Origin of the sequence: Streptomyces wuyuanensis, from assembly GCF_900103455.1 — a bacterium.
GTDB classification, from domain to species: Bacteria; Actinomycetota; Actinomycetes; order Streptomycetales; family Streptomycetaceae; genus Streptomyces; species Streptomyces wuyuanensis.
The window spans coordinates 72238-87467 of record NZ_FNHI01000027.1; the positions used below are offsets into that span (position 1 = coordinate 72238).

General features: G+C 71.0%; 15 protein-coding genes. 6 read left to right on the forward strand and 9 right to left on the reverse strand.

Annotation, left to right across the window (positions count from 1 at the left end; genetic code table 11):
• Nucleotides 1–131 precede the first annotated feature (131 nt).
• Nucleotides 132–1259: a zinc-dependent metalloprotease gene (locus BLT82_RS31140; RefSeq protein ID WP_093660907.1), complete on the reverse strand. Its 1128-nt coding sequence runs from the start codon at nt 1257–1259 to the stop codon at nt 132–134.
• Between the two features lie 121 nt (nt 1260–1380).
• Nucleotides 1381–2790 carry a D-alanyl-D-alanine carboxypeptidase/D-alanyl-D-alanine endopeptidase gene (gene dacB / locus BLT82_RS31145; RefSeq protein WP_093660909.1) on the reverse strand — a complete coding sequence of 470 codons (1410 nt, stop codon included), beginning with the start codon at nt 2788–2790 and terminating at the stop codon, nt 1381–1383.
• Between the two features lie 102 nt (nt 2791–2892).
• Here dacB and BLT82_RS31150 point away from each other — a divergent pair, with 102 nt between their 5' ends.
• On the forward strand, nt 2893–3387 hold the full coding sequence (locus BLT82_RS31150; protein ID WP_017949744.1) for an inorganic diphosphatase: 495 nt from the start codon (nt 2893–2895) through the stop codon (nt 3385–3387).
• 107 nt (nt 3388–3494) lie between these two features.
• Nucleotides 3495–5144 (forward strand): threonine/serine exporter family protein, encoded by a 1650-nt coding sequence (locus BLT82_RS31155; RefSeq protein ID WP_093660911.1) that lies wholly within the window; start codon nt 3495–3497, stop codon nt 5142–5144.
• Nucleotides 5145–5267: 123 nt separating this feature from the next.
• On the opposite strand, the gene BLT82_RS31160 is transcribed toward BLT82_RS31155, so the two are convergent.
• Nucleotides 5268–5960, reverse strand: coding sequence for a DedA family protein (locus tag BLT82_RS31160; RefSeq protein WP_093660913.1), 693 nt, complete (start codon nt 5958–5960; stop codon nt 5268–5270).
• A gap of 127 nt (nt 5961–6087) precedes the next feature.
• On the opposite strand from BLT82_RS31160, the gene BLT82_RS31165 reads away from it, so the two are divergent.
• The 3 genes from BLT82_RS31165 to BLT82_RS31175 all read left to right on the forward strand — a co-directional run bounded on the left by BLT82_RS31165 (nt 6088) and on the right by BLT82_RS31175 (nt 9230).
• A complete protein-coding gene (locus BLT82_RS31165; RefSeq protein WP_093660915.1) occupies nt 6088–6453 on the forward strand; it encodes a YbjQ family protein in 366 nt (121 codons plus the stop codon).
• 109 nt (nt 6454–6562) lie between these two features.
• Complete coding sequence (locus BLT82_RS31170) at nt 6563–7792, forward strand: ion channel protein (RefSeq protein ID WP_093661015.1); 1230 nt, start codon at nt 6563–6565, stop codon at nt 7790–7792.
• Between the two features lie 13 nt (nt 7793–7805).
• Nucleotides 7806–9230: a glutamate decarboxylase gene (locus BLT82_RS31175; RefSeq protein WP_093660917.1), complete on the forward strand. Its 1425-nt coding sequence runs from the start codon at nt 7806–7808 to the stop codon at nt 9228–9230.
• 125 nt (nt 9231–9355) lie between these two features.
• On the opposite strand, the gene BLT82_RS31180 is transcribed toward BLT82_RS31175, so the two are convergent.
• The 5 genes from BLT82_RS31180 to BLT82_RS31200 form a co-directional block, all read right to left on the reverse strand.
• Nucleotides 9356–9997: a PadR family transcriptional regulator gene (locus BLT82_RS31180; protein WP_093660919.1), complete on the reverse strand. Its 642-nt coding sequence runs from the start codon at nt 9995–9997 to the stop codon at nt 9356–9358.
• Between the two features lie 70 nt (nt 9998–10067).
• Entirely contained in the window at nt 10068–10289 is a 222-nt protein-coding gene (locus BLT82_RS31185) for a hypothetical protein (RefSeq protein ID WP_208868097.1), read from the reverse strand.
• A gap of 72 nt (nt 10290–10361) precedes the next feature.
• A complete protein-coding gene (locus BLT82_RS31190; RefSeq protein ID WP_093661017.1) occupies nt 10362–10913 on the reverse strand; it encodes a DinB family protein in 552 nt (183 codons plus the stop codon).
• A 162-nt stretch (nt 10914–11075) separates the two neighbouring features.
• Nucleotides 11076–12536, reverse strand: a complete 1461-nt coding sequence (locus tag BLT82_RS31195) for an aldehyde dehydrogenase family protein (RefSeq protein ID WP_093660923.1) — start codon at nt 12534–12536, stop codon at nt 11076–11078.
• A gap of 78 nt (nt 12537–12614) precedes the next feature.
• Nucleotides 12615–13448: a helix-turn-helix domain-containing protein gene (locus BLT82_RS31200; protein WP_208868100.1), complete on the reverse strand. Its 834-nt coding sequence runs from the start codon at nt 13446–13448 to the stop codon at nt 12615–12617.
• Nucleotides 13449–13822: 374 nt separating this feature from the next.
• Here BLT82_RS31200 and BLT82_RS31205 point away from each other — a divergent pair, with 374 nt between their 5' ends.
• Nucleotides 13823–14308, forward strand: a complete 486-nt coding sequence (locus BLT82_RS31205; RefSeq protein WP_208868098.1) for an ATP-binding protein — start codon at nt 13823–13825, stop codon at nt 14306–14308.
• 256 nt (nt 14309–14564) lie between these two features.
• On the opposite strand, the gene BLT82_RS31210 is transcribed toward BLT82_RS31205, so the two are convergent.
• Complete coding sequence (locus BLT82_RS31210; protein ID WP_093660929.1) at nt 14565–14804, reverse strand: DUF397 domain-containing protein; 240 nt, start codon at nt 14802–14804, stop codon at nt 14565–14567.
• Nucleotides 14805–15230: the final 426 nt, after the last annotated feature.

Sequence of the window (15230 nt, forward strand, 5' to 3'; positions counted from 1 at the left end):
ACGGTCACTCAGAGTGTCTCGATGGTGACAGAACCGTGCCGTTCCCCGAGCATTGCACGCCTACCCATTGCCTACGGTCCCTCGGACGGGTGATTACGAGGGCGCCCGTCTGCCGTCGGCCGCACGGGCGTTCACGGCTCGGCCCTTCGGTGCACCCGCGCGATCCAGTCTCCCGGCTTGGCGATCTCGGCCTTGGTGGGCAGCGTGTTCGGCGAGGTCCAGACCCGGTTGAAGCCGTCCATGCCTGCCTCCTCGACGACGGCCCGCACGAACCGCTCGCCGTCCCGGTACTGGCGCAGCTTGGCGTCCAGACCGAGGAGCTTACGCAGTGCCAGGTCCAGACGGGAGGCGCCGCGGGCGCGACGCTGCTGGAACTTCTCGCGGATCTCGCCGACGGACGGCACCACCTGCGGGCCGACGCCGTCCATCACGAAGTCCGCGTGCCCCTCGAGCAGGGACATCACCGCGGTGAGCCGGCCGAGGATCTCGCGCTGCTCGGGACTCTGGACGATCTCGACCAGCGAGCGGCCCTCGTCCTCCTCGCCCTCGGGCCGGCCTCCGGCGAGCGTCTGCGCGGCCTCGCGCAGCCGCTCCAGCACGGTCATGGGGTCCACGTCGGTTTCGGCGAGGAAGGCCTGGATCTCGCCCTCGAGGTGGTCGCGCAGCCAGGGCACGGCGGTGAACTGGGTGCGGTGGGTCTCCTCGTGGAGGCTCACCCACAGCCGGAAGTCGTGGGGATCGACGTCGAGTTCGCGCTCGACGTGGACGATGTTGGGTGCTACCAGGAGCAGCCGCCCGCCGCTGCGGGGCGCCCCGGGCAGTTCGCGCGTGGGCGGGGCGAAGGTCTCGTACTGGCCGAGGACCCGGGAGGCCAGGAACGACAGCAGCATGCCCAGCTCGACACCGGTCACCTTGCCGCCCACGGCGCCGAGCACGGCTCCGCCGGCGGTGCCGGCCCGGCGCTCCTGCATCTTGTCGAGCAGGGGCTTCAGCAGTTCGCGGAAGCCCGCGACATTGGCCCTGACCCAGCCCGGACGGTCGACGACGAGGACGGGGGTGTCCTCGGGCTCGTGCCCGTCGGGGATCATCCGGGTGAAGTCGCGGACGTGCTCCTCGGAGGCCTTGGCGTGCCGGCGCAGCTCGGCGACGACGGCACGGGCCTCCTCCCGGGTGACGTCCGGCCCCGGCCGGACGAGGCGGATCGCGGTCGCGACCGCGAGGTTCCAGTCGACCATCTCGGCACCACCGATGCTCGTCATGCGTCAACCGTACGTTGTCACCCCGGCACACGGTGAGGTGTCGGTGTCCCCCGGGCCCCCGCGGCCGCGACCGGGGCGGGCCCCAGGCGCGGCCGCCGCCGGCCCGGAGGCGGCGGTTCCGTCAGGGCAGGAGGGCGGCCGCGAGCCGGTCGAGGGCGGGGCGGGCGACGGCCGCGGACGGCGTGTCACCGGCGAGGAACGCGAAGGCGAGCAGCCGGCCGTCGGCGGAGAGCACCGTGCCGGCGAGGGTGTCCACGCCCCTCAGGGTGCCGGTCTTGGCGCGTACGAGACCGCCGGACCCGGCGGCGGTACGGCCGCTGAGCGTGCCCGTGAAGCCGGCGACCGGAAGGCCGGTGAGGGCGGGGCGGAGCTCCGGGTGGGCCGGGTCGGCGGCCCGGACCAGCAGCGTGGTGAGGAGCGCGGCCGAGACCTTGTCGGCGCGGTTCAGCCCGCTGCCGTCGGCGAAGCGCGCGCCGGCCAGGGGCAGCTTCAGCCGCTTGAGCCGGTCGGTCACCGCGGCCTCCGCGCCGGCGAAGCTCGCCGGGCGGCCCGTGGCCAGCGCGGTCTGCCGGGCCAGTGCCTCGGCGATGTCGTTGTCGCTGTTGGTCAGCATCCGCTCGACGAGGGCCGGGACCGGGGCGGAATGCGTGGCGGCGAGGGCGGGCCCCTTGGCGGGCGCCCTGCCCCGGATGGGCCCCGCTGCGGTGTTCACACCTCGTTCGCTGAGCAGCCCGACGAAGGCCCGGGCGGCGTCGCCGGCCGGGTCGGGGCTGCGGCGTGCGCCGCCCTCCGTCGAGTCGTCGAGGCGTCCTTCGTTGATCATCAGGGCGGTGACGGGGGCGATGTTGTCGTTGCCGGCGCCGATGGGGTGGATCTCCGGACCCTTGTAGAGCGAGGTGTCGTAGGAGAGCCGGACCGTGGTGACGCCCCGGTCGCGCAGGCCCTTCGCGGTCCGGTCTGCGAGGGCCCGCAGCCGGGGCATGTCGAGGGTGGGGTCCCCGCCGCCGACCAGGGTGATCGCCCGGAAGTCGGGGGCGGCTACGACCTTCGTCGGGATGCGGTGCGCGGGACCGGTGGCCGACAGCACGGCCACGGCGGTGGCGATCTTGACGGTGGATGCGGGGGTCATGGCCGTGCCGGCGCCCCGCCCGTACAGCTGTCTGCCGGTGGCGGCGTCCACGACGGAGGCGGTACGCAGCGGACCGAGTCCCGGGTCGTCGAGCAGCGGGCCGAGGACCCCGGCCAGGTCGGCGGGCGCGACGGACGGCGTCTTCGGGGCGCTCGCGGCGGCGAGTACGCCGGGGGCGCTCGGCGCCGGCGCGGGACCGGGCGCGTCCGCCGCGCCGCTGCCCCGCCCCGCGACCTGGTGATCTGCGCCACCTGTGCGGCCGAGAGCGGCGGCGTGCTCGCGCTCGGCCTTACGCTGACCGTTGTCCCAGGGGCCGGCCGCGGTCACCGCCGCGGCCGCCAAGGCCAGGCCGACCACGGCCGCACCCGCCGTGAGCTGCCACGTTCCTCGGTCGGCCACCATTGACCAGCCCCTTTCGCGATCACACACCTGCGTAGGGGACACTTAATCACTGCGGACAGCCGCGTCACCTACATATGTGTTGATCATGGAGGAGTACCACCCGTGGAGTTCGACGTCACCATCGAGATCCCGAAGGGGTCGCGGAACAAGTACGAGGTGGACCACGAGACCGGCCGGATCCGTCTGGACCGTCGCCTCTTCACCTCGACCAGCTACCCGGCCGACTACGGCTTCGTGGAGAACACCCTGGGAGAGGACGGCGACCCGCTCGACGCCCTGGTCATCCTGGACGAGCCGACCTTCCCGGGCTGCCTGATCAAGTGCCGCGCCATCGGCATGTTCCGGATGACGGACGAGGCCGGCGGCGACGACAAGCTGCTGTGCGTCCCGGCGTCCGACCCGCGTGTGGAGCACCTGCGGGACATCCACCACGTGTCCGAGTTCGACCGCCTGGAGATCCAGCACTTCTTCGAGGTCTACAAGGACCTGGAGCCCGGCAAGTCCGTCGAGGGCGCCAACTGGGTCGGCCGCGCCGAGGCCGAGGCCGAGATCGAGGCCTCGTTCAAGCGCCTCGAGGCGCAGGGCGGGGCGCACTGACGCATTCCCCGTGGACCGGGCCGGGCGGTGCACCCCACGAGGGGTGCGCCGCCCGTCGCATACTGGGCGCGCACACGCAGTACGCGAGCGGGAGGAGTCGGTAGAGCGTGGTGGCGGAGCCTGAAGGTCCCCTCGAGGACCGGAAGCCGCAGTCCGACGAGGCACGCAGTGCCTTCACCCCGCCGGAGGGTGTCGACCAGCCGGGACCGCCCGAGGAGGACCATCCCTCCTCCGAGTTCGCCGTCCCCGAGGGGCTGTCGACGGAGGCCCCGGCCGAGCCGGAGGGCTCGGCGTTCGCCCCGCCTGCGACCTACCACGCGAAGGCGTCCCCGCCGGCCTACACCCCCGCACACGGCTTCCCGGTGCTCCAGCTGTCCAAGGACGTGCCCTGGCAGGACCGGATGCGCACGATGCTGCGGATCCCGGTGAGCGAGCGGCCGATGCCGGAGCCGGTGCAGCGGCACGACGAGACGGGCCCGGCGGTGCCGCGCGTGCTCGACCTGACGCTGCGCATCGGCGAGCTGCTGCTCGCGGGGGGCGAGGGCGCCGAGGACGTCGAGGCGGCGATGCTCGCCATCACGAGCGCGTACGGCCTCGACCACGTCGAGCCGACGGTGACGTTCACGCTGCTGTCGATCACCTACCAGCCGTCGCTCGTGGACGACCCCGTGACGGCGAACCGGACCGTCCGCCGCCGGGGCACGGACTACACCCGGCTGACGGCCGTGTACCAGCTGGTCGCGGACATCAGCGGGGACGACCAGGAGATCCGGCTCGACGAGGCCTACCGGCGTCTCGCCGAGATCCGCCGCAACCGGCACCCCTACCCCGGCTGGGTCCTGACGCTCGCCGCCGGCACCCTGGCGGGCGGGGCATCCGTGCTGGTGGGCGGCGGTGCGCTGGTGTTCGTCGCGGCGGCGATCGGCGCGATGCTGGGCGACCGGCTGGCGTGGCTGTGCGCGGGCCGCGGGCTGCCGGAGTTCTACCAGTTCGTGGTCGCGGCGATGCCGCCCGCCGCGATCGGTGTGGCGCTCAGCGCCCTGCACGCCGATCTGCGCCCCTCCGCGGTCATCACCGGTGGCCTGTTCGCCCTGATCCCGGGGAGGGCGCTGGTGGCCGCCGTCCAGGACGGTCTGACGGGCTTCTACATCACGGCGTCGGCCCGGCTGCTGGAGGTCGCCTACTTCTTCGTGGCGATCGTCGTCGGAGTGCTCACGATCCTCTACGTGGGCGTGCAGTTCGAGGCGAACCTGAGCCCGGAGGGGGCGCTGGTCCTCGTCGAGCGGCCCGTGATGCAGATCCTGGCCTCGATGGTGCTGAGCCTGACCTTCGCGGTGCTGCTCCAGCAGGACCGCTCCACCGTGCTCGTCGCGGCGCTCAACGGCGGCGTGGCGTGGGTGATCTACGCGGCGATCGCGGTGACGGCCGGCGGATCGGCCGTGCTGGCGACGGCGGTGGCCGCGGGTCTGGTGGGTCTGTTCGGACAGTTGCTGGCCCGCTTCCAGCACACCTCGTCGCTGCCGTACGTGACGGCCGCGATCGGACCGCTGCTGCCGGGCAGCGCCATGTACTTCGGTGTGCTGCACATCGCGCAGAACAACATCGACGCGGGCTTCGCCTCGCTGGCGAGGGCCGCGGCGCTGGCGCTGGCCATCGCGATCGGCGTGAACCTGGGAGGCGAGATCGCCCGGATGTTCCTGCGCAGCCCCGCGGCCGCCGGCCGGCGGCGCGCGGCCAAGCGGACGCGCGGCTTCTAGCGCCGCATCAGGCACTGGTGCCGGTTCCGCGGGGCACCGCTCTCCGGGCTGCCGGGGACGTGTCCCGCGCACGACGACGCCCCCGGCCCTTCACCGGGCCGGGGGCGTCGCGTCGAACGGGTCTCAGCGCTTGGCGTGACGGCCGCGCGGGGCGGTGCCGTCCGCCGCGGCGTCCTCGGCGGCCGCGGCCTCCTTCTTGCTCCTGGAGCGCGCGCGCATGAACTCGATGACGATCGGCAGCACCGAGATCAGCACGATGGCGATGAGGATCGCCTCGATGTTCTTGTGCACGAACTCGACCTTGCCGAGCGCGGCGCCGAGCAGGGTCACGCCGGCGCCCCAGAGGACACCGCCGATGACGTTGAACGTGACGAACGAGCGGTAGTTCATCCGGCTCACACCGGCGATGATCGGCGTGAAGGTGCGGACGATCGGCACGAAGCGGGCGAGGACGAGGGACTTCGGGCCGTACTTCTCGAAGAACTCGTGCGCCTTCTCCACGTTCTCCTGCTTGAAGAACCTGGAGTCAGGGCGCTTGAAGAGCGCGGGCCCGACCTTGCGGCCGAAGAGATAGCCCACCTGGTCGCCGATGATCGCGGCGAGCACGACGAGCGTGCAGACCACCCACAGCGGTTGCTTGATCACGTCGGTCGTCACCAGGAGGCCCGTGGTGAACAGCAGGGAGTCTCCGGGCAGGAAGAACCCGATCAGCAGGCCGGACTCGGCGAACACGATGACGAGTACGCCGATCAGCCCGAAGGTGGCGATCAGATAGTCCGGGTCCAGCCAGCTCGGTCCGAGCGCAAGGGTGTTCACGAGGTCCGGGCTCCTGAGGTGTGAGTCGTGGGGCGTGGCGCCAAAACTATCAACGCATTCTTTCGGGGGCCGGTTCCAGTACCCCGCTCCGGATGCGAAGGGGACGGACGGCCGTGAAGCTGTGCCCATGGGAATCGAGGATTTCGGCGGAGGCCAGGGCCCGCACGCCGATGTGCTGGTCGTCACGACGAACGACGTCCCGGGCTTCCGGGTGGAGCAGGTGATCGGTGAGGTCTTCGGCCTGACCGTGCGTTCACGGCATCTCGGCAGCCAGATCGGCGCCGGTCTGAAGTCGATGATCGGCGGCGAGCTGAAGGGCCTGACCAAGACCCTGGTCCAGACCCGCAACCAGGCCATGGAGCGACTGGTCGAGCAGGCGCGGGCACGGGGCGCGAACGCGGTGCTGATGTTCCGGTTCGACGTCTCGGAGGCGGCGGACGTCGGCACTGAGGTCTGCGCGTACGGCACTGCCGCGGTGATCGCGCGCATCTGACGGCGCATCGCGGCGCGGCCCCGAATGACGCACTGTATGGGCGTTTTCTGCCGTTATCGTGAGGCCCGTGACGACGACCGACCACGCCCCGGTGGCGACCCCGGCCCGGGTGCTGCTGCCGCTGATCGTCCCCGCGGTCGTCGTCGGCGTCGCCTCCAGCCTGCTGCTCCTCGGCCTGACCGAGCTCTCGCAGCAGCTCAAGGGGGTCCTCTGGGAGATCCTGCCCGACGCGATCGGCATCGGCCGCTACTCGGTGCCGTGGATGATCGCCGTGCTCACCGCCACGGGCCTCGCCGTCGGGCTCGTGGTGTGGAAGGTACCGGGGCACGCCGGCCCGGACCCCGCCACGACCGGGCTCGTCGACCCCCCGATGCCGGCATCGGTCGTCCCCAGCCTGCTGCTGACGGCCGTGCTCGGACTCGCCGGCGGGGTCAGCCTCGGCCCGGAGAACCCGATCACGGCGGCGAACATCGCGCTCGCCGCGTGGCTGGGCGGCAAGGCCATGCGGGGGTCGGACGCGGAGCTCTGGGCCGCGCTGGCGGCGGCCGGCACGGTCGGGGCGCTGTTCGGCACACCCGTGGCGGCGGCGCTCATCCTCACCGAGTCCATGGCCTCCCGCCCGGCGCCCGGCGCGCTCTGGGACAAGCTGTTCGCCCCACTGATCGCGGGCGGTGCCGGCTCCCTGACCACCGTGCTGATCGCCCATCCCACCTTCGACCTCGACCTCCCCGCGCTGAGCGGATCGAACTGGGGCGACGTGCCCGCCGCCCTCGCGGTCGCCTCGCTCGGCGCGCTGGTGGGAATGGCGGCCGTCTACTCGTTCCCGTACGCGCACGCCGTCTTCCGCAAGCTGGGGCACCCGGTACTGGCGATCACCGCGGGCGGGCTGGTGCTGGGGCTCCTCGGGGCGCTGGGCGGGCAGCTGACCCTCTTCAAGGGACTGGAGGAGGTGAAGGTGCTGGCGGCGGACCCTTCGGGCTGGTCCTCGGGACAGTTCGCGCTCATGACGGTCGTCAAGCTCGCCGCCCTCACCATCGCCGCCACCTGCGGCTTCCGGGGCGGACGGATCTTCCCCAGCATCTTCGTGGGCGTCGCCCTGGGGCTCGGCGTGAGCGCGCTCGTACCCGAGGTGCATCCCACGGTCGCGGTGGTGTGCGCGGTCCTCGGCGTGCTGCTGGCTATCACGCGGCAGGGCTGGCTCAGCCTGTTCACCGCAGCGGTCCTGGCCGCCGACCCCCATGTGCTCCCGCTGCTGTGCATCGCCCTGCTCCCGGCCTGGCTGCTGGTGACCGGGCGGCCCCAGATGCAACTCCACGACGACGGCACCCCACTGCGCTGAAAGGCGATCGGACATGGCACTGCACAAGGTCGGTAGGCATCCGGAGCAGAGCGAGGAACGGCGGAGGCTGTCGCTCAATCCGTTCTACGGGGCGGCCGATCCGCTGGGGTCGATGACCCTCGCCCCGCCGCAGCACCGGCTGCCGGAGGGTCCGATGGCGCCCGCGGCCGCCTACCAGTTCGTTCACGACGAGCTGATGCTCGACGGGAACTCACGGCTCAACCTGGCCACGTTCGTGACGACGTGGATGGAGCCGGAGGCCGGAAGGCTGATGGCCGAGTGCCGCGACAAGAACATGATCGACAAGGACGAGTACCCGCGCACCGCCGAACTGGAGCGCCGGTGCGTGTCGATGCTCGCCGACCTCTGGCACGCGCCCGACCCGGCGACCACCGTGGGCTGCTCCACGACCGGTTCGAGCGAGGCCTGCATGCTCTCGGGCATGGCCCTGAAGCGGCGGTGGGCCCACCGCAACAGGGACCGCTACCCCGGCCCCGGCGCCCGTCCCAACCTCGTCATGGGCGTCAACGTGCAGGTCTGCTGGGACAAGTTCTGCAACTTCTGGGAGGTGGAGCCCCGGCTGGTCCCGATGGAGGGCGACCGCTTCCACCTCGACCCGCAGGCGGCGGCCGACCTCTGCGACGAGAACACGATCGGCGTGGTCGCCATCCTCGGCTCCACCTTCGACGGTTCGTACGAACCCGTCCAGGAGGTCTGCGCGACGCTGGACGCCCTCCAGGAGCGCACGGGCCTGGACATCCCCGTCCATGTGGACGGGGCATCGGGAGCGATGATCGCGCCGTTCCTCGACGAGGTCCTGGTCTGGGACTTCAGGCTGCCGAGGGTGGCCTCGATCAACACGTCCGGGCACAAGTACGGGCTCGTGTACCCGGGCGTGGGCTGGGCGCTGTGGCGTTCGCCGGAGAACCTGCCCGAGGAACTGGTCTTCCGGGTCAACTACCTCGGCGGCGACATGCCGACGTTCGCGCTCAACTTCTCCCGGCCCGGGGCCCAGGTGGTCGCGCAGTACTACACCTTCATCAGGCTCGGCCGCGACGGCTACCGGGCCGTGCAGCAGACGACCCGGGACGTGGCGCGGAGCCTGGCCGAGAAGATCGACTGCCTGGGCGACTTCCACCTGCTCACCAGGGGCGACGAGTTGCCGGTCTTCGCCGTCACGACGAACCCCGACGTGAAGAACTACGACGTCTTCGACGTCTCGCGGCGGTTGCGGGAGGCCGGCTGGCTGGTTCCGGCGTACACCTTCCCGCCCAACCGCGAGGACCTCTCGGTGCTGCGCTTCGTCTGCCGCAACGGCTTCTCGGCGGACCTCGCCGAGCTGCTGCTGGAGGACCTGAAGCGGGCCATGCCGGAACTGCGGGCCCAGAGCGCGCCGCAGAGCAAGGACAAGGCCGCCGCCACGAGCTTCCACCACTGAACGGCGCCCCGGGGCGCTGCGGTCGCCGGCGCCCCGGGGCTCTCAGCGGCTCGGCCGCGGGAAGCGCCGCACCACCCGGGGGACGAGGACGAGCACCGGCACCTGCACCTGCACCTGCGGCTCGATCACGAGAGATCCCCCTCATGCGGCACACCCGTCGCATACGGGTTCTCCTGCCCCTCCGCGAGGACTCCCACGAAGGGTTCGCCCTCACCGGCGAACGTGTACGCCCCGTCCTCGATCCGCTCGATCAGGCCGCGCGTCCACTGCGCGCCGGCGTCCGCCGAGTGGACCCAGAAGTTCATGATCTCGCCGATGTGGCCCAGGGACTCGGGCCCCTCCTCGGGTGTGTAGTACTCGGTGACCGACGAGCGCCACTCCTCCAGGCCTCGCACCCGCTCCCGCAGCAGCTCCACCGCCTCGCGGCGGTCGAGGTCCACGATGAAGCCGATACCGGCCGAGAGGACGTCCATCTTCTGGTCGTACGAGGTCAACGCCTCGCGCAGCAGGGAGAAGTACTCCACGTTGCCGCTGTCGGTGAGCTCGTACTCGGTCCGCGGCGGGCCGCCGGCCGTGGAGGGCGCGATCTCGTGGGCGTGGAGCAGCCCCTGCTTCGCCATCTGCTTCAGCGCGTGGTAGATCGACCCCGGCTTGGCGTTGGACCACTCGTGCGCGCCCCAGAACTCCAGGTCGTTGCGGACCTGGTAGCCGTGCGCACGCCCGTGCTGACGCACCGCCCCGAGGACCAGAAGCCGGATCGCCGACATGCGCGTACCTCCTAATCAACTTTGACTAGGGTACGCGTCCGGAAGGGCGCACACGAGGTCCCGACGCGCCTCAGAGCCGCCACCGGTACTTGCCGCCGCCGACCCAGCGCACCAGCGCCGGGTCGTCCAGATCAACGTCGTGCCGGCCGGACTCGTGCGCCATGCTGATCACGTCGACCATGTCGTGCGCGATCCCGACCGTCCGCCCCTCGATCTCCACCACCCGGAACGGCGGATCACCCGGCTGGATGGGCAGGACGACGATCGGGGCCACTCCTGGTGCGTCACTCATGGTTCAAGGGTGTGGCACGGGCCGCCCTCCCGCACGAGGGGCGGCACCGCCCCGTTGCCCGCCCCTACTCGCCTACTCGCCCGGAGTCCGCCCGCTCTCCAGCGCGACGAGATCGAACGCGCCCTTGCCGTCCAGAGACTCGCGGACGATGTCCGCGTGGCCCGCGTGCCGGCCGATCTCCTCCACCAGATGCAGCATCAGCCAGCGCATCGACACCCTGCCCTCCTTGGGGAACCACGGCGCGTCCGGCAGCGGGAAGGTGTCGTCCAGACTGGGCACCGAGCGGATGAAATCCTCGGTCTCCTTCGCCACGCCGTCCCAGAAGGCCAGCGTGGCGGCGACGGTCTCGCCGTCGAGGAGGCGGAAGCCGTCGCTCCACGAGTTCTCGTCGCGCTGCCTCTCGTTCGGCCTCCGCTGTGCCATGCGCAGCCAGGTGAGCTCGCACTCGGCGACGTGCTTGAGCAGTCCGGAGAGCGTCAGCTCGCTCGCGCTGGGGCGGCTCGCCGCCTGCTCCTCGGTCAGCCCGAGAACGGACCTGCGGATCGCGCCGCGCTGGGCCTCTACGAAGCTCAGCAGAGCTCCGCGCTCGTCGCCGGGAGCCTCCGCGGGAACGTGAGTGACCATGGTGTCCGCCTTCGGGTCGGGACGGATGCGGCCGCCGTTCGCGGCCCCTGACACCCACACGCTACGGAGCCTTTAGGTCAGGTTCTGTCCTTGAGCCCGCGGGGCGAGCGGGAAGTTCGCCGGCTCGCCCCGGCCTCCGGAGAGACCACGCGAAACGGGCCCTCAGAAGGGGAAGACCGAGCGGCCCCGCTGCACCGAGATCCACTTCTGGGTGGTGAAGACCTCGACCATCGCCTCGCCGTTCAGCCGTCCGAGCCCGGACGACTTCTCGCCGCCGAACGGCACGATCGGCTCGTCGTGCACGGTCGAGTCGTTGATGTGGATCATCCCGGTGTGGATCCGCTGGGCCAGTGCCACGCCGCGCTCGATGTCACCGGTGTGCACGGCGCCGCTGAGTCCGTACGGGGTGTCGTTGGCGATCCGGACCGCCTCCTCGTCGCCCTCGAACGGGATGAGGAGCACCACCGGGCCGAAGATCTCCTGGGACAGCACGGGCGAGTCGGCCGGGAGGCCGGTCAGGACGGACGGGGAGACCACGTTGCCCTCGGTCCGGCCGCGCAGCAGGGCGGTCGCGCCCGCCTCGACGGACTGCTCGACCAGGCTCGACACGGCCTCCGCCTGGAGGGAGTTGATCAGCGGGCCGATGTGCGTCTCGGGGTCGGCCGGGTCGCCCACCTTCAGCGTCTGCACCTTGGCGACCAGCTTCTCGGTGAACTCCTTCTCCACCCTGCTGTCCACCAGGATGCGGTTGGCCGCCATGCAGACCTGGCCCTGGTGCACGTAGCGGCTGAAGACCGCGGCGTCGACGGCGTAGTCGATGTCGGCGTCGTCGAGCACGATGAAGGCGCTGTTGCCCCCCAGTTCGAGGACGGCGTGCTTGAAGTTGGCCGCGCAGACGGTGGCCACGTGCCGGCCCACGCGGTCGGAGCCGGTGAAGGAGATGACCTTCGGCACGGGGTGCTCGATCAGCGCGTCGCCGATCTCCGCGATGTCGGTGATCACCACGTTCAGCAGCCCGGCGGGCAGGCCCGCGTCCTCGAAGACCTTGGCGACCAGGGAACCGCCGCAGATCGGCGTGTTCTGGTGCGGCTTGAGGACGACCGCGTTCCCGAGTGCCAGCGCCGGCGCGACCGACTTGATCGACAGCAGGAAGGGGAAGTTGAACGGGCTGATGACGCCCACGACACCGACCGGGAGCCGGTAGACCCGGTTCTCCTTGCCGTCCACCGGGGACGGCAGGATGCGGCCCTCCGGGCGCAGCGACAGCTGGATGGCCTCGCGCAGGAACTCCTTGGCGAGGTGCAGTTCGAAGGCCGCCTTCAGCCGGGTGCCGCCCAGTTCGGCGACGATGGCCTCGGCTATCTCCTCCTCGCGGTCCTCGATGATCCTCAGGGCCCGCTCGAAGACCGACCGGCGCGCGTACGGATTGGTGGCCGCCCACTCATTCTGCGCGCGCTCCGCGGCGCGGTACGCCTGGTCCACCTCGCCGGCCGTGGCGACGGTGATCGAGGCCAGCTTCTCCTCGTTGTACGGGTTGAAGTCGATGATGTCCCAGGAACCGCTGCCCGGGCGCCATTCGCCATCTATGTACTGGAGTGCCAGGTCGCTGAAGAAGGAGGACATGGGATCCCTTACCGGCCGCGGGAGCAGAGGCGTGTGCAGTTACCAGTCGGACTGATGTCGCGTCATCCTACTTGCCGGTCAGGTGAGTTGGAGCAGACCTCGGAGAAGGTCCCGGCTCTCGTCCGGACCGGGGCTGTCCTCCTGCAGGCGCTTCATCACCCGCTCGTACTGCGCCACTTCCTCGCGCTTGTCGAGGTACAGCGCGCTCGTCAGCTGCTCCAGGTAGACGATGTCCGAGAGGTCGGACTCGGGGAAGCGCAGCATCGTGAAGGACCCGGACTCGCCCGCGTGGCCGCCGAAGCTGAACGGCATGATCTGGAGCGTGATGTTCGGCTGCTCGGAAACCTCGATCAGATGCCGCAACTGGCCCTGCATCACCGACCGGTCGCCGTAGGGGCGGCGCAGCGCGGCCTCGTCCAGGACGGCGTGGAAGCGGGGTGCGCGCTCGGAGACGAGCGCCTTCTGGCGCTCCAGGCGCAGAGCGACCCGGCGGTCGATCTCGGCGGCCGGCGCGTCGGGCATGCCCCGCTCGACGACGGCATGGGCGTACGCCTCGGTCTGCAGCAGGCCGTGGACGAACTGGACCTCGTAGATCCGGATGAGCGAGGCGGCGCCCTCCAGGCCGATGTACGTCTGGAACCAGCCCGGCAGCACATCGCCGAAGCTGTGCCACCAGCCGGCCACGTTGGCCTCCTTGGCGAGACCGAGCAGCGATCCGCGCTCCGCCTCGTCGGTGACGCCGTAGAGCGTGAGGAGGTCCTCGACGTCCCTGGCCTTGAAGCTCACCCGTCCCAACTCCATGCGGCTGATCTTGGATTCGGATGCACGGATCGAGTAGCCCGCCGCCTCACGGGTGATGCCGCGCGATTCCCGAAGGCGCCTCAGCTGCGAGCCCAGCAGGATGCGGCGCACCACTGACCCTCCGCCGGGTCCATCGGCCCGGGGGTAGCCCCACGACTCCACTGCGGTCACGTCTCCAACCCTCCCCATCGCCATCGGTTCTCGGAGTGCCCCCGAACCCCGAGCCCCGGATTCTGCCACCAAAACGCTTCGCCCCGTACTCATTCGATTACGGAAACAAGAAGCCACGCGGGGAAGGGCGCACGGAAGCACCCAGAAGATATGAGAGTGAACCGGCACGGTTAGGGACAGGTCCGGCGCGTGCACGTGCATCTGCCCTTGCATCTGTTGTACGCATTCGGAACCATGGACCCCGCGCACCTGCGTACTCGTACGTACTCGTTCGTGTTGTAGCGCCACAGCTGCGATTCCCGGGAGTGCCTCGCATGGGAACGAATGGATCGACCATGCTCGAGCCGTTACGGCAGGGCCTTCCGCCGATCGATCCCGCGGCCGTGTCCAGCTCCGCCTCGTGCGCACTGCCCGCCCGCTACGAAGCGGTGCGCGGTGCCCGGAAGTTCACCAGCAGGACGCTGGCCCAGTGGGAACTGGACGAACGCTTCGACGACGTCGCACTCGTCGTGTCCGAGCTCGTCACCAACGCGTTGCGGCACGCCCTGCCCGCGGACACTCCGCGCGACCAGGAGCCCCCGGTACGGCTGCACTTGATGCGCTGGACGAGCCGGCTGGTCTGCGCCGTGCGCGACCCCAGCGAGGACAGTCCGGTCGCCGGCGAGGCGGAGGACTCCGCCGAATGCGGCAGGGGACTGTTCCTCGTCGACTCCTTCAGCGACAGCTGGGGCTGGCACCCGCTGGCGGGGACGCTCACCGGAAAGGTCGTCTGGGCGCTGTTCCGCCTGCCCCCGGAGTGAGCCCTCCGCGCCACGGTCCGGCCGCCGCGGCCGTCTTCGCGCGAGCGCGCACCGCGGCCTCCGCCGCATGACCGCCGCGGGAATCGCGGCGGGCAGCCGCCCACGGGGCCGCACCGCACCGGCGCCCACCCCGGGTCCTCACTCCCATGACCGTCCATCGGCAGGCCGGGCCTGCCGGTCTTCGGCGCGCCCGGGCCCGGCCCTGGCGCATGAACGTTCCTGCGGGCAGGAACACCGGTTCCGGTTCCGGGACGCGCTAACCACCGGCCAGGTGGTCGAACTCTCCGTCCTTCACCCCCAGCAGCATGGCCTCTATCTCGGCCGGCGTGTAGACGAGGGCCGGACCCTCCGGGAAGCGCGAGTTGCGCACCGCGACGCTGCCGCCGGGCAGTTTCGCGAACTCCACGCACGACCCCTGAGAGTTGCTGTGCCTGCTCTTCTGCCAGACGACCCCGTGAAGCTCTGTGGCCGCCATGCCGTTGTACACGTCGTGCACAGGACGCTCCCCGAGTTACAAGGTGCAGGTGTCAACTGTCTCGGATCATAGCTGTGTTCATATGCAGATGCATGAGCAGATGCACGTGCACGCGTGGTGGTCCCGCGGTTACAGCCCGAGCCGCACTCCGTTCGGGACCTCCCCCTGCGCCCGCCGCCGCGCGGCCGTGCGGCCGCCGCTCATGATCTTCCCTGGCCCCGTCCGTGCCGGGCCGCCGGGATCGAATCCTTCGTGCACGAGAAAGAGACGCATGCCGCGCCCTTCCGGCTCCACGGTCCCGGCCATTGCCCGGTTCGCGGCGTTCTGCACTGGTCTCCTCCCGGGCGCGCCGCGGACCTGCGGTGCTCCGCCCCGCTGTCTGCGGCCCGTCCGGGCGTTCTGTCCGCCCGCGCGCCCGTTCTCACGTGTGCTCTCGGGACGGGCCCC